Raw genomic sequence first — 26,672 nt, forward strand, 5'->3', positions numbered from 1 at the left:
CGAGCTCTCCGCTGTCGTGGACGTGACGCGACATGTGCCCCTTCGGGCCCGCCGGGCAGGCTGAGCTGCGCGGCAAGGTCGCGCGAACGGCGAGGTGAGGTCCGGCAATCACCTCCATCCGGGCATGAAGCCCGCATCTCGGACTGTCATGACGCGTCATCCCCGCGAGCCGGTATGACGCCGATCCGCAAAGCGGATGTAAACACTTGCGAAAGCCGCCGTATGCTTGCGGGTATGACGCGGAGGCTTGCCGAGGTGGCCAAGAGGGTCGGGATGAGCGAGGCGACGGTCAGTCGCGTGCTCAACGGCAGGCGCGGCGTCTCCGAGTCGACCAGGGACGCCGTGCTGACGGCGCTCGACGCCCTCGGCTACGAGCGCCCGACCCGGCTGCACCGCGACCGCGCCCGCCTGATCGGCCTGGTCTTCCCCGACCTGCACAACCCGATCTTCCCCGCGTTCGCCGAGGTCGTCGGCGGGGCGCTCGCCCAGCAGGGGTTCACCTCCGTGCTGTGCACGCGCACCTCCGGCGGGCTGCAGGAGGCCGACTACGTCGACCTGATGCTGGCCCAGCACGTCTCGGGCGTGGTCTTCGCCGGAGGCGCGTACGCCGACGGGGACGCCTCCCACGAGCACTACGAGCGCATCCTGGAGCGGCGCCTGCCCGCCGTCCTGGTGAACGCCTCGGCCGGGCACCTCGGTTTCTCCCAGGTCTCCTGCGACGACGTCACCGCCGCCGAGATGGCGGCCGGCCATCTGCGCGCCCTCGGTCACGTGCGCGTCGGCATGCTCCTCGGGCCTCCCGACCACATGCCGTCGCGCCGCAAGCTGGACACGTTCGCGGCCTACGCGCGGGCGCACGGCATGGACTTCGGCGAACGTCTCGTCGAGCACGCCATGTTCTCGATGGAGGGCGGCCAGGCCGCCGCCGCCCGGCTGGTGCGGCGCGGCGTCACCGGCCTGATCTGCGGCAGCGACCTGCTCGCGCTCGGCGCGGTGCGCGCCGCCCGGCGCGAGGGGCTGGCGGTGCCGCGCGACGTCTCGGTGATCGGGTACGACGACTCGGCCATGATGAACCGGACCGACCCGCCGCTGACCACGGTGCGCCAGCCGATCGAGGCGATGGGCCGCGCGGCCGTGGACCTGCTGGTCGCCCAGATCGACACCGCCGCCCTGCCGGGGGGCGAGCTGCTGTTCGACCCCGAGCTCGTGGTCCGCGCCTCCACCGCCCCGGCGGCGCCCAGGGCCGTCCCGGCCTGACCGTTCCGCGACCGTTTCGGGGCCGCCCCGGGGTCGCTCCGGTGGGGCTCTGACACGGCCCCGGTGCCGGGCCGGTCGCCTCCGGCCGGTGTCCTCCCGGGTCCGGGCCCTCCCTCGTTTCCCCAGGTCCGGGCGTCCCCCCGTGGTCCCGGCCCACGGCCGGGCCCGTCCCGGCGCCGTCCCGGTGTCCGTGCCGCGCCCGCCCCCGGACCCGCGCCCCCATCTCCTGTCTCCCCGGCGATCGTCTCTAAAAATCTCGACAGGAAGATGACGTCATCGTGCATCTTCCCGCAAGTGGATGACTCCACTCCGTGTCATGTGCGTGTAGCCCCAGGTGGGAAGGGGTTCCCGCGTGCGGCGGAGGTGTTTCCGGGAGATGGCCGATCGATCACTGTCACTTTTTTGCATCTGAATTGACGGGCTCTTGCTACTTCCTGCACGCCTCTATATGTTTCTCGCAACCGACCCGCCAAGGAGTGCCTCGGATGAAATCCCCCAAGCTCTCGATGCTGCTCGCCGCAGCCATCGCGCTCACCGCCGCCGGGTGCGGCAACGACGACAGCGGATCACAGGCCGCGGAAACCAAGCCGAGTGCCGCCGGGGCCGACGCTCCGGTCACGATCTCCGTCGGCTGTCAGCCGCCGAAGAGCAACCCGCTGGAGCGGACCGGCTGGGACGAGGACGTGGCAGCTTTCAAGAAGCTGTACCCGCACATCACGATCGACAGCAAGGACGCCTTCCCCTGCATCAACCCGGACACCTTCCAGGCGAAGCTGGCCGGTGGCTCGATGGAGGACGTCTTCTACGTTTACTTCACCGACATCAAGAAGATCATCGCCGCGGGCCAGGCCGCCGACATCACCCCGTACGTCGGTGACATCAAGCTGCTGAACGACATCCGGCCCGACGTCCTCGCCACCTTCAAGGAGGGCGAGAAGCTCTACGGCCTGCCCAGGAACAACTACTCCATGGGCCTGGTCTACAACCGCAAGCTCTTCACCGAGGCCGGTCTCGACCCCGCCGCACCGCCCAAGACCTGGGCAGAGGTGCAGGAGGCCGCCAAGAAGATCAGCGCCCTCGGCCCCGGGCACGTCGGTTTCGGTGAGTACAGCGCCGGCAACACCGGCGGCTGGCACTTCGCGGCCTCCCTCTACGGGCGCGGCGGCGAGATGGTCGCCCCCGACGGCAAGACCGCGGCCTTCAACAGCCCCGAGGGCAAGGCCGTCCTGGAGAACCTCAAGACCATGCGCTGGACCAACAACAGCATGGGCACCAAGCAGCTCCTCCAGTGGGAGGACCTGATGCGGATGATGGGCGGCGGCAAGCTCGGCATGATGATCGGCGCTCCCGATGTCGTCCAGGCCGTCAACAACGACTTCAAGGGCAAGTTCGAGGACTACGGGGTCACCGCCCTGCCCGAGGCCAAGGCCTCGCTCAGCGGCGGCGACGGCTACATGATCAACCCCAAGGCCACGCCCGAGAAGATCAAGGCCGCCATGCTGTGGCTGAACTTCCACGAGCTGACCCCCGGCCAGGGCCAGTTCAACTACGCCCGCAGCAAGCAGCAGGGCCGTCCCGTCGGCCTGCCGATCCCCGACCTGTACGGCGACACCGCGCCGGGCAAGGAGATCGTCGAGCTGCGCAAGGCGAACGCCACCGTCCCCGTGGAGAACTTCACCCCCTTCGTGGAGGGTTCCGCGGCCATCCAGAACAAGCTTGAGCCGCCGAAGTCGCAGGAGCTCTACGCGATCCTCGACGTGGCCATGTCGGCGGTGCTGACCAGGCAGGACGCCGACATCGACAAGCTCCTCGCCGACGCCGAGGCCAAGGCGAACAAGGTGCTGGCGAAGTCGAGCTGACCTTCTGACACCCGGGGTGCCGGCCCGTCGGCCGGCACCCCGACACTCATGTTGATATCGGGAGTCAACCGATGACCACTATGACCGTGAAAGGTCCACGGCGGCGGAAGCCGGGAGCGTTCCGGCGAGGGCTGCGACGCAACCTGACCGCCTACGGGTTCCTGTGCGCGGCGCTGATCTGTTTCGCCTTCTTCTCCTGGTACCCCATGGTGAGGGAGGTCCTGCTCAGCTTCCAGCAGACGAACTTCGTCGACGACCCCACCTGGGTCGGCCTGGACAACTTCCGTACCGTGACGGAGGACTCGGCGTTCGTCGACGCGTGGCTCAACACCCTCGCCTTCACCGGCCTGGCGCTCGTGTTCGGCTACGTCGTCCCGTTCGTCGCGGCGATCGTCCTGAACGAGCTGCGACACGCGCGGGCCTACCTGCGGTTCATCGTCTACCTCCCGGTGATGCTGCCGCCCGCCGTCGGGGTACTGCTGTTCAAGTGGTTCTACGACCCGGGCGCCGGCCTGTTCAACCAGATCCTGGAGCTGGCGCACCTGCCGGCCCTGAGCTGGCTCGACTCCACCGACACCGCGCTGATCTCCCTCGTCATCGTCTCCACCTGGATGAACCTGGGAACCGGCACGCTGATCTACCTCGCCGCGCTGCAGAGCATCCCCAGCGAGCTGTACGAGGCCGCGGAACTGGACGGCGCCGGGCTCTTCAAGCGGGTCTGGCACGTGACGATCCCGCAGACCAGGCTCATCCTGCTGGTCATGCTGCTGCTCCAGATCGTGGCGACCATGCAGGTCTTCATCGAGCCGTACCTGCTCACCGGCGGCGGCCCGGAGAACGCGACGCTCACCGTCGCCTACCTCATGTACCAGTACGCCTTCAACTTCGGCGACTTCGGCGCCGGAGGCGCGCTCGGGCTGATGCTCATGGTCGTGCTGATGGTGTTCTCCGCCTTCTACCTGCGCCTGTCGCGGGACAACCAGAGCTAAGGAGGCAGCTGAGCCGATGTCGAACCTCACCGTTCAACCAAGTCGCCCGGCTCCCGCCCGGCCGCCGGAGCGGGGCTCCGCGAAGAAGACCGGCCGGACGCGCAAGGTCAAGGAGCCGACCAGGGAGTTCCGGAGCCTGGTCTCCCCGCACACCCTCACCACCCCGCACGGGCGGTGGATCTACCGCGTCGTGCTGACCGCGGTGGTGCTCCTGTTCACCGCCGTGTTCGTGTTCCCGCTCTACTGGATGGTCACCGGCGCGCTCAAGACCTCCGAGGAGCTCGCCCAGATCCCGCCGAGCTTCTTCCCCTCGTCGTTCGACTTCGGGGTGTACCTGGAGGCGTGGGACCAGCTGGAGCTGGGGACCTTCCTCACCAACACCGTCATCTACGCCGGCGGCGCCCTGCTGTTCACCCTCGCCATCGACGTCTCGGCCGCCTACGCGCTGTCGAAGCTGCGGCCGGTGCTGGGCAACCTGGTCCTGGGCCTGATGCTGGCCACGCTCATGATCCCGCCGATGGTGATCCTGCTGCCCGCCTATCTGACGGTCAAGGACATGCCGATCTTCGGCTGGGACCTGCTGAACACCCCCTGGGTGATCTGGCTGCCCGCCGCGGCCAACGGGTTCTTCATCTTCCTGCTCAAGCGTTTCTTCGACTCGATCCCCAAGGAACTGCTGGAGGCCGCCCAGATCGACGGCGCCTCACCGGTGCGTATCCTCTGGTCGATCGTGCTGCCCGTCTCCCGGCCGATCCTCGGGGTGGTGTCCATCCTCTCCGTGGTCAACGTCTGGAAGGACTTCGTCTGGCCGCTGCTGGTGCTGCCGGACGGGGAGAAGATGACGATCAGCGTGGGCATCGCCTCGCTCTCGGCGCAGATGCCGCAGAACGTGCTGATCGCCGCGCTGGTGATCGCGAGCATCCCGACGATGATCGTCTTCTTCATCTTCCAGCGCAGCATCATGGCCGGCCTCACCGCCGGCAGCCTCAAGGGCTGACCTCGTCACCCACTAACAACTACTAAGGAGTTGTTCCAGCATGTCCGAAACGTGGTGGCGGGGAGCCGCGATCTACCAGGTCTATCTCCGGAGCTTCGCCGACGGCAACGGCGACGGCATCGGCGACCTCGCGGGACTCCGCGCGCGCCTGCCGTACCTCTCCGACCTGGGCGTCGGCGCGATCTGGCTCAACCCCTGGTACCCGTCGCCGATGGCCGACGGTGGGTACGACGTGGCCGATTACCGTGACATCGAGCCATCGTTCGGCACGCTCGCCGAGGCGGAGGAGTTCATCGCCGAGGCGCATGCCCTGGGTATCAAGACGATCACCGACATCGTCCCCAACCACGGCTCCGACCAGCAGAAGTGGTTCCTGCAGGCGCTGGAGGCCGGACCGGGCTCCGCCGAGCGGGAGCGCTTCCACTTCCGCGAGGGGCGGGGGGAGAGCGGCGAGCTGCCGCCCAACGACTGGAAGTCGATCTTCGGTGGCCCCGCGTGGACCCGGATCGCCGACGGCGAGTGGTACCTGCACCTGTTCGCCCCCGAGCAGCCCGACTTCAACTGGGACAACCCGGAGGTCGTCGAGGAGTTCCACGACGTGCTGCGGTTCTGGTTCGACCGGGGCGTGGACGGCATCCGGATCGACTCGGCCGCCCTGCTGGTCAAGGACATGGACAGCCTGGGAGGCGAGGAGGCCTACACCGACCTCGACGGCGTCCACGAGATCTACCGGGGCTGGCGCCGGGTGGCCGAGGAGTACGCCGACCGCATCCTGATCGGCGAGGTGTGGCTGCCCGACCAGGAGCGGTTCGCCCAGTACCTGCGCCCCGACGAGATGCACACCGCGTTCAACTTCGACTTCCTGGCGTGCACCTGGGAGGCGGCCGCGCTGCGCTGCTCGATCGACCTCACCCTGGCCACGCACATCCCGCTGGGCGCGCCCCCCACCTGGGTGCTGTCCAACCACGACGTGACCCGCCCGGTGACCAAGTACGGCAGGGCCGACACCTCCTTCAGCCACGCCGACCGCAAGCACGGCATGCCCTCCGACCCGGTGCTCGGCGAGCGCAGGGCGCGGGCGGCCGCGCTGCTGGCGATGGCGCTGCCCGGCGGCCTCTACGTCTACCAGGGCGAGGAGCTGGGCCTGCCGGAGGTCGAGGACATCGCCGACGAGCTGCGCCAGGACCCGATCTGGATCCGCTCGGGCCGCACCGACCACGGCCGCGACGGCTGCCGGGTGCCGCTGCCGTGGTCGGGCGACGAGCCGCCGTTCGGGTTCGGCGCCGGGCCGACGTGGCTGCCGCAGCCGCTGGAGTGGAAGGCGCTGACGGCAGAGGCGCAGGCCGCCAACCCCACGTCCATGTTCACCCTCTACCGCACCGGGCTGCACCTGCGCCGCGAACTGCTCGGCGACGGCACGCTGACCTGGCTGAGCGGCGCGCAGGACGAGGTGCTGGCCTTCCGCAGGGAGTCGGGCCTGGTCTGCGTGGTCAACCTCGGGCAGGAGCCGGTCTCCCTGCCCGAGCACGAGTCGGTCCTGCTGGCCAGCGGCCCGCTGGAGGGGAACCTGCTCCCCTCCGACACCGCCGTCTGGCTCCGCACGGCCTGACCCTCCGGAGATCCCCGACTCGGGGCCGCCGGCTTCCCGGCGGTCCTGGGCGCCCCTGACCGGCCGGACCCCGTCCGGCCGGTCAGGCGGCGCCGGCCACCCGCGAGGTTCCCGTCCCGCCGGGTCTCCCCTCCCGGCGGGGCGCCGTCGCGCGCGGCCGCCCCCCTTCTCCCTCCTCCTGGAACGACATGCCTCCCGGAACGACATGCCGGGACGGTGCGCCGGGAGCGTCCCGCCGTCCGGCCCGCGGGTCCCCTTCCGCGGCCACGGCGAGCCGCCCGCCAAGAGCCCGGGTCCTCGTGGGTCCTCAGAGGGAGATCTCGGTGAGGTCGAACGCCTTGGCGCCGCGCTCGCCGTCCCAGATCATCAGGTTGCCGTACGTGCGCGCCGTGGCCACCGGCACGCCGGTGAGCTCGTCCACGTCCTGCAGCAGGCGCCGGAAACGGAAGACGGCCGTGGGGCCGAGCCTGTTCACGACGCCGGTCATCAGCCGGGTGAGATTGAACCTGAACAGCGACGAGCAGGGCAGCACGCGATGGTTGTCGCGCAGGCGGGAGAAGACCTCCCGGTGCGCCGGATGGCGCTCCGAGTACGCGTCGCACACCTTCTGCGAGAAATAGCCGCGATAGTGGACGCCGCGCCGGTCGAAGCCGAGCCTTTCGTCGGAGACGGTGAACTCCCCGGTGCCGTAGGTGCTCGTGAGGAGGATGTCCTCGCGGGGTTCGAGAAAGACGCTCTCGTAGTAGGCGGCCTTCTCCTCCAGGCGGCGCATGAGCGCGCCGCCGGGGCCGAAGGTGCCCCGCTCCCCGCGCATGTCGAAGATCCACGGGGGTGGGGTGAGCGTGTCGGCCTTGGTGAGGACGAAGGTCAGCTTGCTCATGATGAGCCGCCGCGTCTCGACCGCGACACCCTCCAGCAGCCCGTTCAGGCACTGCTCGTCATAGGCGGTGGAGCGGCTGTCGGCGTGGAAGGCCCAGACGACGACGTCGCACTGGATCAGCCTCTCCAGGTACATGGCGAGGTAGGTCTCGTCGGCGGCGCTGGACTCCCCGATCCCCGGCATGTCCCAGAAGGTCAGCATGTGGCCAGAGGTGCCGGGCACCGAGACCGGCTCCGGTCTGCGGGTGACCGGCCGGACGTGACCGACGGCGAGATCGGTGCCGAACAGGCAATTCAGGAGCGACGTCTTACCTACTCCTGTTTGTCCCATTATTGCCACACTTAGTGGTTTATCTGATTCAGCACTTCTTTCGCGCCGGACATTCTCCCTGGCCTTTCTCCGCGGGCCGTCGCCCGGCGGGCCGATGGAAAAATCCTCGATCTTGGCCATGCGGTCGTCTCCTGTGACATCGTTGTCGAGCGCTTCGAGCTGCTTTCCACGCTCGTCTCCACAATGGGGCGGACAACCTTGCGATGACCTTGCAGCCGGAGCCGTCGCCGGAAAGAACACGAATCGATCCCCCCGGGCGGTGAACGTGGCGAGCTTCGAGATCAGGTTGTTCGGTGCCGTGGACATCGTGATCGACGGGGTGCCGCAGGAGATCAACCCGCAGCTGGCGAAGACGCTGGCCATGCTGGTCTCCGCCCGCGGCCCGATCTCCCCGGCCGCCCTCGCCGCCGGCCTGTCGGAACCCTCCGCGGACCGGCACGTGGAGGTGGCGCCGCCCGTCTCGCGGCTGCGCGGGCTGCTGCGCGGCAGCGGGCTGGACATCCCGCGGGCCAGGCGCTCGCACGTCTACGAGCTGGTCGAGGACGCGCCGGGCCGCCTCGCCGCCACCGTCGACACGCGGCGGTTCGAGGCGTACCTGCGCGACGGCCGGACGCTGCTGGAACGGGGCGACCTCGCCGCGTCCCTGCGGACGCTGCGCGAGGCCCTCGGGGAGTGGACCGGCGACCCGTTCGCGTCGCTGGCGGGCGGCTGGATCCCGCCCAGGGTCTGCGAGAACTACCACGCCACGCTGCGGGAGCGGCGCCGGGAGCTGATCAGGCTCGTCGCCCGCGTCGCCATCCGGCTCGACCTGCTGGGCGACGCGGCGTTCCTCACCGGAGAGAGCGGCGAGGTCGCCGCCGAGGGCCAGGAGGACAGCGGGCCGCTGTGGCTGCTGCGCTTCCTCATCACCCTGCGCGACGAGGGAGCGGTCACCGCGAGGGAGCTGATCGAGCGGCGCCGCGCGATCTCCCCGGGCGACGACGCGGTGAGCCGGGCCCAGGACCTGCTGGCCCTGCGCGGGCACGGCCTCGGCCGCCCGCCGTCGCCGTCCCCCGCCGCCCGCGCCTACGGCCACGGCGGCCCGCGCGCCCTGATCGGCCGCAGGGACGAGGTCCTGCTGCTCTCCGCGCTGGCCGGGCGGCTCGAACGCGGCGAGCCGGTCGCCCTGGCCGTCTGCGGGGTCCCCGGGGTCGGCAAGACCAGGCTGGTGGAGGAGCTGGCCGTGCTGCTGCCCCCGAGGGTGCGCATGGTGACCGTCCCGTGCCAGGAGCTCGGCGACCTGCAGCCGTGGCGGCTGCTGGTCGGCACCCTCTGGGAGGACCTGCGGCGCGACCTGGCCGGCCCGGCCGTCCCGATCGGCACCGAGGAGCGCGAGACGCTGGAGGGCCTGATGTCGGCGGGCCTGTTCGTCTCGCTCGGCGGGCCCGGCCACGAACGCGACCCGCGGCGCCTGGTCGCCCTCCTGGTCTCCCTGCTGCGCCTGACCGCGGGCACCGGTCTCCTGGTCGCCTTCGACGACGCCCACCTGCTGCGCTCCGACGCCGAGGAGCTGCTGCACAACGTGCGCGAGGCCCTCGGGGACGCCCCCGTCGGCTTCGTGCTCACCGACCGCTCCGAGCCGTCGCGCTGGCACGGGCGGATGGACGTGCTCGCCCTGTCCCGGCTGGGGGCCGAGGAGGTGGCGGAGTGGCTGGGCGCGACGTGGGGCCGCGAACCGACGCGCGAGGAGACCGGCAGGGCCGTGGGCGAGACCGGCGGGCTGCCGCTGGACCTGTGCCGGATCACCGAGACCGGCGACCTTCCCCGTGACCTCCCGCGCCACGACACCGCCTCCAGCCCGATGTTCCGCTGGCTCGCCGCCGCGGCCGTCACCGCCCTGGGCCGGGAGATCGACCCCGACCTCGTCGCGGGCATGCTGGAACTCGACGCCCGGGAGGCGAACCGCAGGCGCGCGGTGGCCGTGACGGCCGGGACGGTCCTGGACCACCAGGGGCTGCGCTTCGGCCACGACACGGCCAGGGAGAGCCTGCTCCAGGAGCTGGGGCGCCACCCGGCGCTCGCCATGGAGCTGCACCGCAGGGCGTTCGAGATCCTGGACGAGCACCTGGCCAGGACGACCGGGGACGGCTGGATCGACCCGGCGCTGCCGGTCCGCGTCGCCGAACACGCCCGCTCCTCGGGGAGCGATCTGCCGCAGGAGCGGGTCGCCGCGGCCTGCCTCGGCGCCGCGCGGGCCCAGCAGCGCGGCTTCGCCACCGAGGGGGCGATCACGTGGGCGCTGACCGGCCTGGGGCTGCGTTGCGACGCCGAGACCCGGGTGGGCCTGCTGATCACGCTGGGGGACGCCCGCAACGACGCCGGTGACCTGCGGGAGGCCGAGCTCCAGTACCTGCGGGCCCACCGCGACGGCGAGAAGCTGCCGAGGCTCGCGGCGGTGGCGGCGATCAGGCTGGCACGCCGCTGGTCGGACCCCGGGCAGGCCGACAGGCAGCTGCTGCACGTATTGAGCGGCAGCCTGGAGGCGCTCCGCGACGACACCGGCGACGAGGCGGTGGCGCTGCGGCTGCAGCTGCAGGCGCACCTCGCCCACAAGCGGACGATGGCGGTCAGCGACAGCCTCAACCCCACGTACGCCGGCCTGCGGCCCGGGGTGGAGCTGGCCCGCGCGACGCTGCGCGAGCTGGAGGAGTCAGGCGCCGGGCCGCTCATCCGCTGCGAGGTGCTGAACGAGTGCAGATGGGGCCTGTACGACTTCGCGCCCCCGGAGGAGCTGCTGGACATCGCCGAGCGGCTCCAGGAGGCGAGCGTCCGGGCGGCGTCCGCGCACTTCCGCAGCGAGGCCATGGTCGCCCTCACGATCGACCAGCTCAGGCTGGGCCGCCTGAGAGAGGCCGCCGCCACCGTGGCCGGTCACCGCAGGCACGTCGCGCGCAACCACCGGGTCTTCGGCCCCTGGCTGCAGACCACCCTCGACACGCTGATGGACGTGTGGCACGGGGAGTTCGGCCGCGCCGAGGAGCGCGTCCTGGCCGAGTGGAGGCAGCTGGAGGATCCCGACAAGGAGGGGGAGGGGGAGGGCGGGGCGGTGTCCGCCGACACCCTGCGGCAGACCCTGATCGGGCAGCACTACTGGCTGCTGCGCGAGCAGGGACGGCTGGGGGAGCTCTTCGGCTCCGGGCTCGCCCGGCAGGTGGCCGAGTACGAGTACTTCCCGATCTGGCGCGCGGCGCTCGTCCTGGCGCTCTGCGAGATCGGCGGGCACGAGGACGCGAGGGACCGGCTGCGGGCGTTCTTCCGGGAGACCTCCGATCTCGGCGCGCTGCCGCCCGACGGGTGGTCGGTCCCGACGCTGGCGCTGCTGGCCGAGTCGTGCGCGCTCCTCATCGAGGCGGGCCACGGCGATCCCGAACTGTCGCGGTGCGCCGCCCTCGTGCGGGAGCGGTTGTCGGCCCATCGGGGGCAGATCGCGCTCGCCGGGTGGCCCACGGTCCTGCTGGGGCCGACGGACCGCTATCTCGGGTTGCTCGCGCTGGCCGAGGGGGACGCCGAGGAGGCGCTGCGGTGCTTCGACGAGGCGCTCCCGCTCGCCGGCGCCGCCTCGCCGCTGATCGCGCACCTCCACCTCGACCGCGCCAGGGCGCTGCGCCTGCGAGGCGGCGCGCCCGCCCCGGGGAAGGTGCCGGGGGACGCCTTCGAGAACCCCGAGCGGTTTGGACACGAGGTGGCGGGGACGGCTGTGGGGACGGCGGCGGCTGGGGCGGGGACGGCCGAGGGGACGGCAGGGGGGGAGGTCGCCCACCTGCTCCGCCGCGCGCTGCGCCTGGCCGAGCGCCTGGGCATGGCCGGGGTCGCCGCCCAGGCGCTGGCACTGCTGTGATCCGCGTTGCTGTGACCTGCACTGTTGTGACCTGCCCTGCTGTGATCCGCGCTGCTGTGACCCCCTAATCCCGTGACCCCACGACAATCCCGTGACCCCACGACGCCGTAACGCCATGACCCCGTGATCCGCGTTCCGCGCCCGAGGACGGCCCGGGGAACGGGCACACGCCCCGGCTCGTGGTGAGCCGGTTTGCGGCCCCACGTCGCGCCCAGCCGCTCCGCGCCACTCCGCCACCTCCTCGGCTTCCGGCCGGGACGGGACGGGAGCCGCATTTGATCTACTTTGTAAAGGGCGGGCTCCTGAGCGCCCGCGCCGCCAGGGCCACGAAGAGAGCCAGCAGGGCGGGGATGGCCAGCGCGCGGGGCAGGCCGATCAGCTCGGCGGCGCCGCCGATCAGCACGGGCCCGCTGAGGAACCCCACGTAGCCCAGGCTCGCCACCCGGGCCAGCGCCTTCCCGGCCCGGGCCGGGTCGCGCCTGCCGGCCGCGGAGAAGACCTGCGGGACGATGCAGGACAGGCCGGCACCGAAGCAGCCGAAACCGATCACCGCGGCGATCTGGTGGTCGGCGAGCAGGCCCAGGCCGAGCCCGGAGGCGGCCAGCGCCCCGCACGCGCGCACCAGGTTGACCGGCCCCAGCAGGGTGGCCAGCCTGTCGCCGGCGAGACGGCCCGCGGTCATCATGATCGAGAAGGCGGCGTAGGCGGCCGCGGCGAACCCGTCGGAACTGTTGAGGCTCTCGCTCAGGTAGACCGAGCTCCAGTCGGCCGCGGCCCCTTCGCCGATCATGCAGCAGAAGGCCAGGACGCCCAGCAGCAGCACCCCGCCGCCCCCGCCGGTCGCCGGTCCGGTCCCGGTGGGGGCGGAGTGCGCGGTCAGGGACAGCGCCCAGCGGGCGGCCCAGAGCGCGAGCGCGACGATCACGGCGGCGACCGCGGCGAACGTCGCCCCCGGGCTGAGGGCGGCCTGGGCGAGCAGCCCTCCCGTGGCGGCGCCGAGGAAGCCGCCGATGCTGAACACGGCGTGGAAGGACGACATGATCGGACGGCCGACGGCCTGCTCGATCTCGACGGCGTTGGCGTTCATCGCCACGTCCAGCGTGCCGTGCACCGCGCCGAAGGCGAACAGCGCGACGGCGAGGCCGGCCAGGTTCGGCATGAGGGCGGGCAGGACCAGCACGAGGCTCTGGGCGAAGGCCATCGGCAGCATCACCTTGACGCTGCCGTGGCGGTCGACCAGGCGGCCGACCACCTGCATGCCGGCGATCGCCCCGGCGGCGATGCCGAGCAGCCCGAGGCTGAGCTCGCCCTCGCTCAGCCCCAATCCCTGTTTGATCGACGGGATGCGTGCCGTCCAGGTGCCGATGGCCATGCCCGAGAGCAGGAAGAGCAGGTAGACCGCGACCCGGCCGCGTAGCAGCGTGGCCCGGTCGAGGGTGGTGACGTGCATGGGGGAAGGGCTCCAGTCAGACGGTGCGGACGGCGACGCCTGCCGCGATCATGGCGTCGTGCTCGGCGGGGGGCAGCGCGGTGTCGGTGACGACCATGTCGAGGCGGTCCAGCGGGCAGACCGCGCCGAACGCGGTGCGGGTGAACTTGCCGGAGTCGGTGGCCACGATCACGCGCCGGGCGGAGGCGATCGCCGCCTGTTTGACGGCGACGTCGGAGAGGTCGTGGGCGGTGAGGCCGTGCTCGGCGGACAGGCCGCAGCAGCCGATGACCGCGGTGTCGAAGCGCAGGGACCGGATGGCGCTCTCGGTGAGCGGGCCGGTGAAGCTCAGCTCGCCGGGGCGGACCTCGCCCCCGGGGAGCACCAGGCGGATCCGGGAGGCCGCGCTCAGCTCGGTGGCCGACTGCAGGCAGAGCGGCAGGACCGTCAGGCGGCGGTCGCGGATCACGCGCGCGATCTCCAGGGAGGTGGTGCCGCTGTCGAGCAGCACGGCCTCACCGTCGGCGAGCAGGGCCGCGACCTCGGCGGCGATCCGCCGCTTGGCCTCCACCGCCTCGCGCTCGCGCACCCCGAAGGGCGGCTCGTCGCCGCGCAGCAGCAGGCTCACCGCGCCGCCCCTGACGCGCCGGACCACGCCCTGCTGGGCGAGCTCGTCGAGGTCGCGGCGGATGGTCATCTCCGACACGGCGTGCTCGACCGCCAGCTCCGCGACCGAGACGACGTCGCTGGCCCGCAGCGCCGACATGATCGCGCGAATGCGATTGTTGCCTTCCACGTGTTCATTTGAACATGGAGTGTGTGAGATTGGCAAACGGCCGGGACAACGGCGCAGGACAGAGGCGCGAGACGAACGCGCGAAACGGACACGCGGACAACCCCGCGAGGCGAAGGGGCGTGGCGGGCGTACCGGGCGTACCGGGCGGACGTGCGAAACGGACGGACGGACGTGGGGGAGAATGGCCGTCATGCGCGCGAGCCGGCTGCTCTCACTCCTGCTGCTCCTGCAGACCCGGGGACGGATGACGGCCACCGAGCTGGCGGGGGAGCTGGAGATCTCCGTCCGCACGGTCTACCGCGACGTGGAGGCGCTGTCGTCGGCCGGGGTGCCGGTCTACGCCGACCGCGGCCCGGCCGGTGGATACCGCCTGCTGGACGGCTACCGCACCCGGCTCAACGGCCTGACCGCAGCGGAGGCGTCCTCGCTGTTCCTGGCCGGGCTGCCCGGTCCCGCCGCCGACCTGGGGCTGGCCGAGGTCGCGGCCAACGCCGAGCTGAAGATGCTCGCCGCGCTTCCCCCCGAGCCGCGCTTCCACGCCGCCCGGATGCGCGAGCGCTTCCACCTGGACGTCCCCGGCTGGTACCGCGACGCCGACCCGGCCCCCTTCCTCGGGGAGGTCTCCGAGGCGGTGTGGGAGCAGCGGCCGCTGCGCATGACCTACCGGCGCTGGGGTCCCCGCGACGTCGAGAGGCTCGCCCACCCGTACGGGCTGGTCCTCAAGGGCGGGGCGTGGTACATGGTGGCGACCGCCGGGGAAGGGGGGCCGCGCACCTACCGGGTGTCGCGGATCGTGAGCGCCGAGCTCGCGGCGGGCCACTTCGAGCGCCCCGCCGACTTCGACCTGCCCGCCTTCTGGCAGGCCTACGCCGCCGGTTTCCGCGAGCGGATGCACACCGGCGAGGCCGTGGTACGGATGGCGCCCGGCACCGAGGGGATGCTGAGCCACACGGTCGGGGCCGAGGTCGTCGATGCCGCGCTCGCCGAGGCGGGGCCGCCCGACGAGAACGGCTGGGTAGTGCTGCGCCTGCCGACGGAGTCCACCAGGCACGCCCACTGGCAGCTGCTGCGCCTGGGCGCCGACATCGAGGTGCTGGAGCCGCCGGAGCTGCGCGAGCGGATGGCCACCACCGTCGCCGACCTCGCCACGCTGTACGCCACGGGCCCCGCCGATCCCGGCTGATCCCTTTAACCGATTGCGAACACCGGCGGCGACCGCGACGATGGCCGGATGTCACTTCTCGCCGTGGGCGACCCTCGTTTTCCGGTGGCCCGATGACGCTCGCGTACGACGACGGGGGAGCGGGCGACACCGTGGTGTTGCTGCACTCCAGTGCCGCCGACTCGCGGATGTGGGACCCGCAGTGGGAGGCGCTGACCGCCCGCTTCCGGGTGATCCGGCCTGACCTGCGAGGTTACGGTCGCACGCCGTACGCCTCCGAGACCCCCTACTCCGACCCCGGTGACGTGGCGGACCTGCTCGCCGCGCTCGCGGTGGAGAGGGCCGCGCTGGTCGGGTCCTCCTACGGTGGCCGGGTCGCGCTGGAGGTGGCCACCGCCCATCCGGCCCTGGTCTCCCGGCTGGTGCTGCTCAACCCGGGCTGCGGGCTGGAGCCCACGCCCGACCTCACCGCGTTCGGCGAGGAGGAGGACCGGCTGCTGGAGGCGGGGGAGGTCGAGGCCGCCGTCGAGCTCAACGCCCGCACCTGGCTCGGCCCCGAGGCCGGCGAGGAGACCCGCGCCCGGCAGGCGGCCATGCAGCGCCACGCCTTCGAGGTCCAGCTCGCCGCCGATCCCGAGCCGTCACAGCTGGAGGGGGAGATCGACCTGACCAGGGTGACCATGCCTGCCCTGGTGGTCAGCGGCGCCCACGACCTGCCCTACTTCCAGATGACGGCCCGCCATCTGGCGGCGGAGCTGGCCTCGGTGACGGCGGTGCACCTGGAGTGGGCCGGGCACCTGCCGAGCATGGAGCGTCCGGAAGAGATCACCGCCCTGATCCTCGAACACCTCACCTGATCGCGTCTGGTCCGTAACTGGTCCGCGCCGTGGGGCGAGCCTCCCCTTCCGGCCCCCGGTGTCCGTGAGAAACAACTACCGTCCTTCACGGACAGACAAGCACCCATCCGTGAGGAGTTCTCCGTGGCCGCTGCCGGCACGACCCATGAGCAGGTTCCCGTCCGCGTCTTCGGCGGCCCGACCGCCCTCTTCGACTACGGAGGCCTGAGGTTCCTCACCGACCCCACCTTCGACGCGCCCGGCGACTACCCGAGGGAGGGCAGCAGGGTCCTGACCAAGACCGCGTCCTCCTCCGGTGGCCCCGCCGACCTCGGCCGCGTCGACGTGGTCCTGCTCTCCCACGACGAGCATCCCGACAACCTCGACGACTCCGGCCGGGCACTGCTCGCCGACGTCCCGCTCACTCTCACCACGCCTGACGGCGGGCGGCGCCTGGGCGGCGAGGCCAGGGGGCTGGCCGACTGGGAGCCGGTCGAGCTGGACCGCCCCGGCGGCGGCACGATCACCGTGACGGGCGTGCCCGCCGTCCACGGGCCCGGCGCACGCGAGGAGGTCGAACCGATCACCGGCCAGGTCGTCGGATTCGTCCTGACCGGTGAGGGCCTGCCCACGGTCTACGTCAGCGGCGACAACGCCTCGCTCGACGTGGTGAAGGAGATCGCCGGGCGCTCCGGCCCGGTGGACACCGCCATCCTGTTCGCCGGGGCCCCCCGCTTCCCCGCCCTCTTCGGCGGCGCGCCGATCGTCCTCGACAGCGCCCAGGCCGCCGAGGCCGCCGGGATCCTCGGCGCCCGCCGGGTGGTCCCCGTCCACTACGAAGGCTGGGCACACTTCACCGAGGGCCGCGAGGACCTGGTGGCCGCTTTCACCGCCGCCGGGCTCGCCGACCGCCTGGACCTGGGCGACCAGGGCGACGTGGGCGACGTGGGCGACGTGGGCGATCAGGGCTGACCGGCGACACCGGGACCGGAGAACGAGGGCAACGAGCGGAACGCCGACCGGCCGGGGTGGCGCGCGGCGTCCTCTCCCGGGAGACGCGGGTCTCTGAACAGCGCGAGGCCCGCGTCGCGCGGAATCAGGGAGTCAGGGAGTCAGGGACATCGGGACGAGAAGCGGGACGTCGCTCAGCTCGACCCGGTGGACGCGAACGGGATCGAGGCCGGTTCGTGCGCGGGCGCCGCGTCGGGGTGCTCCCACAACCCGCGCGCTCGCAGGATCGGCAGCACCCCCTCGCCGAACCAGTACGCCTCCTCCACGTGCGGATGGCCCGACATGATGAACTCGGTGATGCCCAGGCGGGCGTACTCCTCGATCCGGTCGGCCACCTCGGTGTGGCTGCCGACCAGCGCGGTGCCCGCGCCGCCGCGGACCAGCCCGACCCCGGCCCACAGGTTGGGGGAGATCTCCAGACCGTCGCGGCTGCCGCCGTGCAGGGCGAGCATCCGCCGCTGGCCCTCGGACTCGCTGCGGGCCAGGCCCGCCTGCACCTTCTCGATCGTGGCCGGGTCGATGCCGTCGAGCAGCCTGCGGGCCTGCGCCCACGCCTCGTCGCCGGTGTCCCTGCTGATCACGTGCAGCCGGATGCCCTGCCGCAGCGTGCGGCCCTCGGCCGCGGCCAGGCCGTTCACCCAGTCGACCTTCTCGGCGACCGCCGCGGGCGGCTCGCCCCAGGTGAGGTACGCGTCCACGTGCCGGGCCGCGACCCGGCCGGCGGCCGGGGAGGATCCGCCGAAGTAGATGTCCGGCACCGGGTCGGGGACCCGGTTCAGCCTCGCGTCCTCGACCCGCAGGTGCTCCCCGGTGAAGTCGACGCTCTCGCCGCGCCACAGCGCCCGCACGATGTGCAGGAACTCGTCGGTCCGCGCGTACCTGGCGTCCTTGTCCAGGAAGTCGCCGTACGCGCGCTGCTCGTGGCTCTCGCCGCCGGTGACGACGTTGAGCAGCAGGCGCCCGCCCGAGTGCCGCTGGAAGGTGGCGCCCATCTGCGCGGCCAGGGTCGGCGTGACCAGGCCGGGCCGGAAGGCGACGAGGAACTTCAGCCGTTCTGTGGTCTCGGTGAGCATGGCCGTGGTCAGCCAGGCGTCCTCGCACCACGCGCCGGTCGGCGTCAGCGCGCCGACGAAGCCGAGGTGCTCGGCGGCGTGCACGATCTGCCGCAGGTAGGCCAGCGTGGCCGGGCGGGCGCCGCCGGCCGCTCCCGCGGGCAGGCCGTGGCCGCCGCCGACGATGTCGCGGCTGTCGCCGTAGGTGGGGAGGAACCAGTGGAACGTCAGGTTTGTCATGGCACTTCCGTCGTCGGTCGCCGTCTTCGTGGCGAGATGGGCGCGAGAGGGGTCAGAGCAGGCCGTGGCGGGGCGGGAGTTGCCCGTTGAGCGCGTAGCGGCCGATGTGCTGGATCTTCCAGCGGGCCGGGTCGTGCAGCGTGTGCGTCCTGGCGTTGCGCCAGTGGCGGTGCAGGTTGAGGCCGTCCAGGCTGGCGCGGGTGCCGCCCAGCTCGAAGACCGCGCTGCCCAGCTCGACCGCGACCGGGTCGACGTACGCCTTCACGGTGGCCACCGCGATGGACGCGGCGGCGGCGGACTCCTCGGTCAGGTCCGCCGCCGCCGCGTCCACCTCCCGGCCGGCCGCGGCGAGGAGCGCCTCCGCGGCGCGCACCTTGACCGTCAGTTCGCCCGCCCGCTGGATGACGAGCGGGTCCTCGGCGGCGCTGTCCAGCCCGCTCTCGAACCAGGGCCGCGCCTTGGTGCGGACGAACTCCAGCGCCTCCGCGAGCGCCCCGCCGGCGATGCCGACGTCGATCGCGGCGTGCAGGAGCTGGGCCACCGCGCCGTGCAGCTGCGGTCCGGTGAACGTCAGGTGGTGCGGAACCACGCGGTTCGCGGGCACGCGCACGTCGTCGAGGCGCACGGTGCCGCTGGCCGTGGTCCGCTGGCCCATCCCGGCCCAGTCGTCGATCACCGTCAGCCCGTCGGCGTCCCTGGGCACGTACGCCACGTGCAGCGTCTCGTCCTCGTGCCTGGCCAGCACCGGGATCCAGTGCGCGAACAGCGCGCCGGTGCTGTAGTGCTTCACCCCGCGCAGCAGGAAGCCGTCCTCGCCGTCGGGCACCAGCCGCGTGCGGTAGTCCTGCACGTGCTTGGTACCGGCCTCGGACTGCGCGTTGCCGAGCCTGGCACCGGCGAGCACCTCGCCGAAGAAGAACTTGCGCTGCTCGGGAGTGCCCTGGCGGCGGAGCACGTTGACGTAGACGAAGTGGCTCTGCGGGATCTGCGCGATGTTCGGGTCGGCGGCGGCCAGCAGGCGCACCACCTCGGCGAGGGTTCCCGCGCCCACGCCCGCGCCGCCGTGCTCGCGTGGCACGGTGATCGCGAGCAGCCCGCTCGCGGAGAGCCGGTCCAGTTCCGCGACGGGCAGCAGCCGCCCGGCGTCGCGCTCGGCGGCGCCGGTCGCGAACTCGGCCGCCAGCGCGCGGGCCACGGCGACCGCCTCCGCGTCATCGGCGATCACATGCGCCCCCGGCAGGCCGGGTGCCTGGGGCGTTGTGCTGTCGATACTCATACCGGTGTCCGTTCTGCGCGTCACGTTAGGATCACCCTAATTCCTGCATAAATGGTAGACAATATCCGCTTTGGTGGCGGGCGGGTGGCGGCCGGGTGGCCGGGTGGCCGGGGCGCCGCTCGCGGGGGTGTCGAGTGCCGCGCGTCACCCGTACGTCACCCCGCGTACCGGGCGCTGTGCGTCGCGCCGTGCGTCGTGCCCCGCCGTCTTTCGTGCCACGTGTCGCGCGCCGTGCCGTACGAGGGCCGGGAGGGGCGTCACCCCGGGGGCCTCGCGCGCTCTCCCCGGGTCGCCGGCGGACCTCGTGATCATCGGCCGGGGGAAGAGTTGACATTTTCCCACTTTTCCTCCTTTTTATATAGGTATTATCTGATGTGGATGGCGCCGGAGGAGACCCCATGCTCGTGAGCCCGCCCGGGCCGTTCTCGTGACCGTCCTCCCCGCGTGGAGCGGGTGGTGAACGCGGCGGGCGTCGCCCTTCGCGAGGTCGGCCGCGCGTTCGACGACCACGTCGTCCTGCGCGACGTGGACCTGGACGTCTCGCCGGGGGAGATCGTGGCGATCCTGGGGCCGTCGGGATGCGGCAAGTCCACCCTGCTCAGGCTGGTGGCCGGGCTCGACCGGGCGACGCGGGGCGAGGTGCTCGTGGACGGTGCCGCCGTACGGGACGTGCACGAGCGGTGTGCCGTGGTCTTCCAGGAACCCCGGCTGCTGCCGTGGCTCGACCTCTCGGGCAACGTCGCCCTCGGCCTGCCCAGGGCGACCGGCGGGGCCACCGGACGGCAGGTGGTGCGCCGCTGGCTGGACGTGGTCGGCCTGGACCGCTTCCACCGGCACCGGCCCCGGCAGGTCTCGGGCGGCATGGCCCAGCGCGCGGCCCTGGCCAGGGCGCTGGCCCGCGAGCCGGGGGTGCTGCTGCTCGACGAGCCGTTCGCGTCCCTCGACGCGCTCACCCGGCTGCGCATGCAGGACCTGCTCGCCGACGTGCAGCGCGAATCGGGCACCACGGTGCTGCTCGTCACCCACGACGTCGACGAGGCGCTGCACCTGGCCGACCGCGTGGTCCTGCTCGGCGGCCAGGCCGGGCGGGAGGGGGCCACGGTCGTGACCACGCTCGGCGTGACGCATCCCCGCCCCCGGGACCGGGGCCACCCCGAACTCGCCGCCCTCCGCGCCGATCTGCTGGAACGCCTCGGTGTCCCCCGTCCCTCCGCTGTCAAGGAGCCCACCCGATGATCTCCCGCCGTGCCCTCCCGCGCGCCGTCCTGCTGCCCGTCCTGCTCGCGAGCCTGGCCACCGGCTGCGTCGCGGGCGAGGACGCCACCGCCGCGGCCCCGGCCGCGGGGGAACTGCGGATCGACTACGCCTACTACAACCCGCTCAGCCTGGTGATCCGCGAGCAGCGCTGGCTGGAGCAGGGCCTGAAGGGCACCAAGGTCACCTGGGTGCTGTCGGCGGGCAGCAACAAGGCCAACGAGAACCTGCGCGGCGACGCCATCGACCTGGGCTCCACCGCCGGTGCCGCCGCGCTGCAGGCGCGCGCAAACGGCACGCCCATCAAGGCCGTCACCGTCTACACCAAGCCGGAGTGGGCGGCCCTCGTGGTGGCGAAGGGCTCGCCGATCACCAAGGTGACCCAGCTCAAGGGGAAGAGGATCGCCGCGACCAAGGGCACCGACCCCTACTTCTTCCTGCTCCAGTCGCTGAAGGCGGCGGGCCTGGCCGGTACGGACGTCGAGGTGGTCAACCTGCAGCACGCGGACGGCAAGACCGCGCTGGAGCGCGGCGACGTGGACGCGTGGGCGGGCCTGGACCCGCTCATGGCGCAGAGCCAGATCGAGTCCGGCTCGACCCTCATCCACCGCGAGCCCTCGTTCAACTCCTACGGCTTCCTCAACGCCCGCGAGGACTTCGTCAAGGAGCACCCGGAGCTCGTGCAGTCCGTGGCCGACGCCTACGAGCGCGCCCGGAAGTGGGTCGGCGAGCACCCGGACGAGACGGTCGCCCTGCTGGCGCGGGAGGCCAAGCTGACGCCCGAGGTCGCCGGGGTCGTGCTGAAGGAGCGGACCGAGTTCGGCCTGAGCCCGGTGCCGGGAGCCGACCAGCGCGCCGTCCTGGAGCGCATCCTGCCCACCCTCGTCGAGGAGAACCAGGTGCGCTCCGAGGCGGAGGCCAGGGCGGCGCTCGACTCGCTGTTCGAGCCCGCCTTCGCCCAGAAGGCGAGCTCGTCGTGAGCCTCGTCACCCGGAGGCGCTCCCCGGACCCCGGAGCGGGGGACACCGCGGGAGAAACGGAGGACGCCGCTCCCGAGCGCAGGGGGAGGCGGCCGGGGTCCGGGAAGGGGCCGCGCCGGGCCGGGCCGGCCGCCGGGCTGCTGGTACCGGTGGCCGCGCTGGCCGCCTGGCAGGCGGCCACCGCCGCCGGGCTCTTCACCCAGAGCCAGCTGCCGCCGCCCTCGGCCGTGCTGGCCGCGCTGGGCGAGCTGGTACGGCGGGGCGAGCTGTGGCTGCACGTCGCGATCAGCGGGCAGCGGGTGCTGCTCGGCTTCGCCGCCGGAGCCTGCCTCGGCCTGGCGCTCGGCGCGGCCGTCGGGCTGTCGGCGCCCGTCAGGGCCCTGCTGTCGCCCAGCGTCGCCGCGCTGCGCGCGGTGCCCTCCCTGGCCTGGGTGCCGCTGCTGGTGCTCTGGCTGGGCATCGGCGAGGGACCGAAGATCGTCCTGGTCGCGATCGGCGCGTTCTTCCCCGTCTACACCACGGTGTTCACGGCCCTGACGCACGTCGATCCGCACCTGGTGGAGGCCGGGCGGGCGTACGGCCTGCGGGGGGTGAGGCTGCTCGTCCGGATCAGGCTGCCCTCCGCCGCGCCCGCGGTGTTCGCCGGCCTCCGGCTGGGACTGGCCCAGGGGTGGCTGTTCCTGGTCGCCGCCGAGCTCATCGCCTCCTCGATGGGACTCGGCTTCCTGCTGATCGACAGCCAGAACACCGGCCGCACCGACATCCTCCTGCTGTCCATCCTGCTGCTCGCCCTGCTCGGCAAGACCGCCGACGCCGTACTGGGACTGGTCGAGCGGCGCGTCGTCCGGGACAGGTTCTGAGGACCGCCGCCGCGTGACGGTGCCCGCGATCCACCGTCCCGCTCGTGAGATCGAGTGACCTTCTTCCCGCGAGCCTTTTCATCCTGGGGGACGGTCGTCCTCGAAGGCCTGCGGGACGGGGCACCGGCGACGTCACCGTGACGGCACGGACGGAACCGTTCGTCGTCCACGGCGGCCCGATCCTGCTGAACCGGCTCGTCACCAACCTCGTCGGCAACGCGGTCCGTCACAACCGTCCCGGCGGGACCGCCGAGGTGACGCTCGCCCACGGGGTCCTGACCGTCACGAACACCGGCCCGGAGGTGCCGGAGGAACGTTTCTGCGACCTCTTCGAGCCCTTCAGGCGGCTGCACACGACCCGTGGGCAGGGCGCCGGGCTCGGGTTGTCGATCGTCGCGTCGATCGCGAGGGCGCACGGGGCCGGCGTACGGGCGAGCCCCAGCCCGGGGGGCGGGCTGGAACTCGTCGTGGCGTTCGCCGGACATCGGGACCCGAGGTGGGACGCGCCGGTTCCCGGGGACCTACGGCCCGGAGAGCCGTGAGCGGACGCGGGGTTCCGCGGGCGCCTCGCCGAACGCCTGCGGACCGGCCTCGCACTCGGCGATGAAGTCGCCGGGGTACCCCACCTCGAACCCCGTCGCCGCCTCCAGGCGCCGGACCGCCTCCCCGGGGAGGACGACGTCGACCGCGCCCAGGTTGTCGGTGAGCTGCTCGACGTCCCTCGCGCCGACGATCGGGTGGACGGCGGGAAAGCGGGCGCGGGTCCAGGCGATCGCCACCTGGGCCGCCGTGACGCCCAGGTCGCCCGCGACCTCCCGTACGGCACCCGAGACCGTGTGGTCGCGTGCGGTGAGGGAGCCGGGATCGACCCGGGTGGCCCCTCCCGCCTCCGGGGCCGCCGGGCCGGTGAACTTCCCGGACAGCACGCCGCCGGCGAGCGGCCCCCACGCGGCCACGCTCATCCCGAACGCCTCGGCCATCGGCAGCAGCTCCCGCTCGACGTCGCGCCCGAGCAGGTTGTACGGCACCTGCAGGCCCGCGAACGGCGTCCAGTCCCGCCACTCCGCCAGGGTGTTGGCGCGGCTGACCAGCCACGCCGGGGCGTTGGAGACGCCCACGTAGAGGATCTTCCCGGCGCGCACGGCGTCGTCCAGCGCCCGCATCGTCTCCTCCACCGGGGTGTGGCGGTCCCACAGGTGCACCCAGTACAGGTCGACGTGGTCGGTCCGCAACCGCCGCAGGCTGCGCTCCAGGGACAGGGTGAGGTTCTTGCGGTGGTTGCCTGCGGCGTTCGGGTCGGTGCGGTCGCGGGAGAGCGTGTACTTGGTGGCGACGACGAAGCGGTCCCGGCGCCCGGCGAGGAGCTCGCCGAGGATCTCCTCACTGTCGCCGTACGCCGAGGCCGTGTCGACGACGTTGCCTCCGGCCTCGGCGTAGGTGTCGAGCATGGCCCGGTACTCCCGCGGCACGTCGGCGCCGCCGCGCTCGTAGAAGGTCATCGCGCCGAAGAACAGCTCTGACACCCGCAGTCCGGTACGGCCCAGCGGTCGGTAACGCAAGGAAGGTCCTTTCTGGTGGTCGGTGTTCGTGAAGGCAGTGCCCGGGGTCCCGCAAGGCCGTGCCCGGAATCCCGCCGGTCGGAGCCGGGAGACAGGTCGTGGCCGGGAAGCCGGAACCGGGCCGGGCGGTTCGCGAACCGTGGCGAGGCGTCCCGGTGGCCGGCCGGTCAGGCACGCGATCTCGCCGCCGGTGAACGCGCTCATGGGTTCGAGCCTGGCAGCCGGGACCACCCCCGGGAAGGCCGCACCGAGACCGGCCCCGGCAGGGCCACGATCCCGGTGAGCATCCCGGCCCCGTCTCCCGGCTCCGTCTGCTGCCCCGTCTCCCGGTGTCGCATCCCGCCGCCGGCTCCCGGCTCCAGGCTCCGCGAGGAGGCGGTGGAGGCGGTGGAGGCGATGGCCCGCACATGCGGCGGACGGGGTCTCCGTCTACAACGTCCCCGTCCACACCGTTTTGGTGTGCAGCGTCCCCGTTTGCAGCGCTTCCGCCTGCAATGCCGCCGCGACCCGCTCGGCACCCGGCCCGGACAGGCCCGCGAGCCCCGCGGCCCGCCCGGTCGCCACCGGGAGGAGATCACCCGCCGGGCCCCGGACCTCGTCCGGGCCCTCGCCCGCCGACCAGTCCAGGTCGGTGGCGACCAGCCTCGTACCGCGCAGACGCCTGGGAGCGCCGTAGAAGCCGGTACCCAGGACGCGGCCGAGCCCCGCGACCGCCCGCTCGGCGGGCATCTCCCGTACCCGCCCGAGCGGGCGCGCGATGTCCTGCCCGTGCACCAGCGCGTCGACGAGCGTGTCCAGCGGGCGGGAGCCGAGCCCGCGGCGCCGTGAGCCCGCTGTCCCGCGGAGCTGCGCGACGAGCTCCGCGGGCCCGAACCTGGCCGCCTGGTCCCGCGCCTGGTCGGCGAAGACCCGGTTGATGTCGCCACGCGTCCGGACCACACGCCTGAGCGTGTCGAGGAACAGCGTGTGCGTGGAGAGCGTCATGTGAGCGGCCACGTCGTGCACCGTCCAGCCGGGACAGAGGGAGGCCACCGTCCACTCGTGGTCGTCGAGCCCGCCGAGGAGGGCGGCGAGGCCGAGCCGTTCGTCCACTGTCCAGGAAAAGATCTCTTCGTCGTCCATGTACGGCTCTTCTCGGTCGGATGAGCGGGTGACGGCGGCGGCCGGGAGGGGGCCCGCCGTCAGGTGCCGGCCGTGCCGCCGGGATCGGACGTCTCGGCCGCGCCGAGCCTGCGCAGCAGGTGCGCCCGTTCGGGTTCGGTGCCGACCAGGTCGAGCGCCTCGCGGTAGGCCGCCGCGGCCTCGGGGAGGCGTCCGAGCCGGTGCAGCAGTTCCGCCCGTGCCATCGGGTAGGGGTGGTGGTCGCGCAGCCGGGGCTCGCCGGCCAGCCCGTCGAGCAGCGCCGGGCCCGCCTCCGGCCCGTCGCGCATCGCCACCGCCGCGGCCCGGTTCAGCGCGACCACCGGGGACGGCACGGGGGCGAGCAGCACGTCGTACAGGGCCACGACCTGCGGCCAGTCGGTGGTCGCGACGTCCTCGGCCTCGTCGTGCAGGGCGGCGATCGCGGCCTGCACCCCTTCGCGGCGACCCCGCGGCGGCCGATGCTCGTGCCGTAACCGACGCCCTACCGGTACGAACCCGAGGAGACACCGCCATGACCATCCGTTCCCAGCGCCGCGGCCTGAGCCTGCTGCTCGCCACGCTGACCCTAACGCTCGGCATGACCGGTCCCGTCGCGCCCGCCTCGGCGGCGGCGCCGTCCGCGGTGAAGGGCACGCCGGGCACGACGGCGGGCACGACGGCCAAACCCACGGTCGTGCTGGTGCACGGGGTGTTCGCCGACGCCTCCGGCTGGAACGCCACCATCGCCGCCCTGCAGGCGGCCGGCTTCCCGGTGATCGCCCCCGCCAACCCGCTGCGCGACCTGGCCGCCGACGCGGACTACGTCTCCAGCGTCGTCGACACCATCCCCGGCCCGGTCATCATGGTCGGCCACTCCTACGGCGGCGCGGCCATCACCAACGCCGCCCGCGGCCACGACAACGTCAAGGCCCTGGAAGCGTCCGCCACGTGCCTTCCCGGAACAGGGGGCGCGCCCGGCTCTTCCCCGCTCACTATGAGGATGCGGCATTTTTTAACAGCCGAAAACACGCGCGAAACCTTGACGGATTCGGCGCGTGATCTCTAGCCTCGCGAGGCGACCGGCCGGACACGAGATTCCCGGACGAGTGCTCCTCGTCGGCGTCCCGCCGCGGAACCAGCCGGGAAGGTCGCCGAAAGGGAGTCGCGCGGCCTTCCGGGCCGCCGCGACGGGCCAGAGGGAAGGCGTGAGAGATGCCGGTGTCTCCGGTGGGCAGGCGGGACCGATGACGGCCGGCCACGTGTCGCGGCGTGCGGTCGTCGTGGAGTTCGATGGTGT

22 protein-coding genes are annotated in these 26,672 nt (G+C 72.5%); 14 read left to right on the plus strand and 8 right to left on the minus strand.

The annotated features are described in order from the left end of the window. Nucleotides 1-222: 222 nt before the first annotated feature. The 5 genes from ACSC1Q_RS27420 (at nucleotide 223) to ACSC1Q_RS27440 (ending at nucleotide 6,711) form a co-directional block, all read left to right on the plus strand. Complete coding sequence (locus ACSC1Q_RS27420; protein WP_436761558.1) at nucleotides 223-1,257, plus strand: LacI family DNA-binding transcriptional regulator; 1,035 nt, start codon at nucleotides 223-225, stop codon at nucleotides 1,255-1,257. Between the two features lie 485 nt (nucleotides 1,258-1,742). After that, nucleotides 1,743-3,116, plus strand: a complete 1,374-nt coding sequence (locus ACSC1Q_RS27425) for an ABC transporter substrate-binding protein (protein WP_436761559.1) — start codon at nucleotides 1,743-1,745, stop codon at nucleotides 3,114-3,116. Nucleotides 3,117-3,187: 71 nt separating this feature from the next. After that, nucleotides 3,188-4,105, plus strand: coding sequence for a carbohydrate ABC transporter permease (locus tag ACSC1Q_RS27430; protein ID WP_350976152.1), 918 nt, complete (start codon nucleotides 3,188-3,190; stop codon nucleotides 4,103-4,105). 16 nt (nucleotides 4,106-4,121) lie between these two features. Further along, the gene (locus ACSC1Q_RS27435; RefSeq protein WP_436761560.1) at nucleotides 4,122-5,102 is read left to right on the plus strand and encodes a carbohydrate ABC transporter permease; all 981 of its coding nucleotides are present in this window, start codon (nucleotides 4,122-4,124) and stop codon (nucleotides 5,100-5,102) included. Nucleotides 5,103-5,142: 40 nt separating this feature from the next. Further along, the gene (locus ACSC1Q_RS27440) at nucleotides 5,143-6,711 is read left to right on the plus strand and encodes a glycoside hydrolase family 13 protein (RefSeq protein ID WP_436761561.1); all 1,569 of its coding nucleotides are present in this window, start codon (nucleotides 5,143-5,145) and stop codon (nucleotides 6,709-6,711) included. 307 nt (nucleotides 6,712-7,018) lie between these two features. Here the strand turns inward: ACSC1Q_RS27440 and ACSC1Q_RS27445 are convergent, their stop codons facing one another. Next, complete coding sequence (locus ACSC1Q_RS27445; RefSeq protein WP_436761562.1) at nucleotides 7,019-8,284, minus strand: GTPase family protein; 1,266 nt, start codon at nucleotides 8,282-8,284, stop codon at nucleotides 7,019-7,021. Here ACSC1Q_RS27445 and ACSC1Q_RS27450 point away from each other — a divergent pair. Next, entirely contained in the window at nucleotides 8,181-11,798 is a 3,618-nt protein-coding gene (locus ACSC1Q_RS27450) for an AAA family ATPase (protein WP_436761563.1), read from the plus strand. The genes ACSC1Q_RS27445 and ACSC1Q_RS27450 overlap by 104 nt on opposite strands. A gap of 280 nt (nucleotides 11,799-12,078) precedes the next feature. On the opposite strand, the gene ACSC1Q_RS27455 is transcribed toward ACSC1Q_RS27450, so the two are convergent. Both ACSC1Q_RS27455 and ACSC1Q_RS27460 read right to left on the minus strand, forming a co-directional pair. Then, nucleotides 12,079-13,248, minus strand: coding sequence for an MFS transporter (locus ACSC1Q_RS27455; RefSeq protein WP_436761564.1), 1,170 nt, complete (start codon nucleotides 13,246-13,248; stop codon nucleotides 12,079-12,081). Nucleotides 13,249-13,264: 16 nt separating this feature from the next. Beyond that, entirely contained in the window at nucleotides 13,265-14,023 is a 759-nt protein-coding gene (locus tag ACSC1Q_RS27460; protein WP_436761565.1) for a DeoR/GlpR family DNA-binding transcription regulator, read from the minus strand. Between the two features lie 190 nt (nucleotides 14,024-14,213). Here ACSC1Q_RS27460 and ACSC1Q_RS27465 point away from each other — a divergent pair, with 190 nt between their 5' ends. From ACSC1Q_RS27465 to ACSC1Q_RS27475, 3 genes are all read left to right on the plus strand, one after another. After that, the gene (locus ACSC1Q_RS27465) at nucleotides 14,214-15,206 is read left to right on the plus strand and encodes a helix-turn-helix transcriptional regulator (RefSeq protein ID WP_436761566.1); all 993 of its coding nucleotides are present in this window, start codon (nucleotides 14,214-14,216) and stop codon (nucleotides 15,204-15,206) included. Between the two features lie 92 nt (nucleotides 15,207-15,298). Then, complete coding sequence (locus tag ACSC1Q_RS27470; RefSeq protein WP_436761567.1) at nucleotides 15,299-16,042, plus strand: alpha/beta fold hydrolase; 744 nt, start codon at nucleotides 15,299-15,301, stop codon at nucleotides 16,040-16,042. A 123-nt stretch (nucleotides 16,043-16,165) separates the two neighbouring features. Continuing rightward, nucleotides 16,166-16,993: an MBL fold metallo-hydrolase gene (locus ACSC1Q_RS27475; RefSeq protein ID WP_436761568.1), complete on the plus strand. Its 828-nt coding sequence runs from the start codon at nucleotides 16,166-16,168 to the stop codon at nucleotides 16,991-16,993. Between the two features lie 173 nt (nucleotides 16,994-17,166). Here ACSC1Q_RS27475 and ACSC1Q_RS27480 read toward each other — a convergent pair whose 3' ends face one another. Then, the gene (locus tag ACSC1Q_RS27480) at nucleotides 17,167-18,324 is read right to left on the minus strand and encodes an LLM class flavin-dependent oxidoreductase (protein WP_436761569.1); all 1,158 of its coding nucleotides are present in this window, start codon (nucleotides 18,322-18,324) and stop codon (nucleotides 17,167-17,169) included. 52 nt (nucleotides 18,325-18,376) lie between these two features. Then, on the minus strand, nucleotides 18,377-19,600 hold the full coding sequence (locus tag ACSC1Q_RS27485; RefSeq protein WP_436761570.1) for an SfnB family sulfur acquisition oxidoreductase: 1,224 nt from the start codon (nucleotides 19,598-19,600) through the stop codon (nucleotides 18,377-18,379). A gap of 444 nt (nucleotides 19,601-20,044) precedes the next feature. Between ACSC1Q_RS27485 and ACSC1Q_RS27490 the strand changes: the two genes are divergently transcribed. The 4 genes from ACSC1Q_RS27490 (at nucleotide 20,045) to ACSC1Q_RS27505 (ending at nucleotide 23,236) form a co-directional block, all read left to right on the plus strand. Next, nucleotides 20,045-20,836, plus strand: coding sequence for an ABC transporter ATP-binding protein (locus tag ACSC1Q_RS27490; protein ID WP_436761571.1), 792 nt, complete (start codon nucleotides 20,045-20,047; stop codon nucleotides 20,834-20,836). Next, the gene (locus ACSC1Q_RS27495) at nucleotides 20,833-21,834 is read left to right on the plus strand and encodes an aliphatic sulfonate ABC transporter substrate-binding protein (protein WP_436761572.1); all 1,002 of its coding nucleotides are present in this window, start codon (nucleotides 20,833-20,835) and stop codon (nucleotides 21,832-21,834) included. Before ACSC1Q_RS27490 ends, ACSC1Q_RS27495 begins: the two co-directional genes overlap by 4 nt. Continuing rightward, nucleotides 21,831-22,694 (plus strand): ABC transporter permease, encoded by an 864-nt coding sequence (locus ACSC1Q_RS27500; RefSeq protein WP_436761573.1) that lies wholly within the window; start codon nucleotides 21,831-21,833, stop codon nucleotides 22,692-22,694. The genes ACSC1Q_RS27495 and ACSC1Q_RS27500 overlap by 4 nt, the downstream gene beginning before the upstream one ends. Nucleotides 22,695-22,831: 137 nt before the next feature. Then, nucleotides 22,832-23,236, plus strand: a complete 405-nt coding sequence (locus ACSC1Q_RS27505) for a sensor histidine kinase (RefSeq protein WP_436761574.1) — start codon at nucleotides 22,832-22,834, stop codon at nucleotides 23,234-23,236. On the opposite strand, the gene ACSC1Q_RS27510 is transcribed toward ACSC1Q_RS27505, so the two are convergent. The 3 genes from ACSC1Q_RS27510 to ACSC1Q_RS27520 all read right to left on the minus strand — a co-directional run bounded on the left by ACSC1Q_RS27510 (nucleotide 23,216) and on the right by ACSC1Q_RS27520 (nucleotide 25,827). Next, nucleotides 23,216-24,253 (minus strand): aldo/keto reductase, encoded by a 1,038-nt coding sequence (locus ACSC1Q_RS27510; RefSeq protein ID WP_436761575.1) that lies wholly within the window; start codon nucleotides 24,251-24,253, stop codon nucleotides 23,216-23,218. The two genes, ACSC1Q_RS27505 and ACSC1Q_RS27510, sit on opposite strands and share 21 nt — an antisense overlap. Before the next feature lie 429 nt (nucleotides 24,254-24,682). Next, complete coding sequence (locus ACSC1Q_RS27515; protein ID WP_436761576.1) at nucleotides 24,683-25,375, minus strand: maleylpyruvate isomerase family mycothiol-dependent enzyme; 693 nt, start codon at nucleotides 25,373-25,375, stop codon at nucleotides 24,683-24,685. Nucleotides 25,376-25,434: 59 nt separating this feature from the next. After that, complete coding sequence (locus tag ACSC1Q_RS27520; protein ID WP_436761577.1) at nucleotides 25,435-25,827, minus strand: RNA polymerase sigma factor; 393 nt, start codon at nucleotides 25,825-25,827, stop codon at nucleotides 25,435-25,437. 80 nt (nucleotides 25,828-25,907) lie between these two features. Between ACSC1Q_RS27520 and ACSC1Q_RS27525 the strand changes: the two genes are divergently transcribed. Next, nucleotides 25,908-26,441 carry an alpha/beta fold hydrolase gene (locus ACSC1Q_RS27525; RefSeq protein WP_436761578.1) on the plus strand — a complete coding sequence of 178 codons (534 nt, stop codon included), beginning with the start codon at nucleotides 25,908-25,910 and terminating at the stop codon, nucleotides 26,439-26,441. Nucleotides 26,442-26,672: the final 231 nt, after the last annotated feature.

The sequence above is a fragment of the Streptosporangium heterodermiicola genome, assembly GCF_051390675.1.
Taxonomy (GTDB): domain Bacteria; phylum Actinomycetota; class Actinomycetes; order Streptosporangiales; family Streptosporangiaceae; genus Streptosporangium.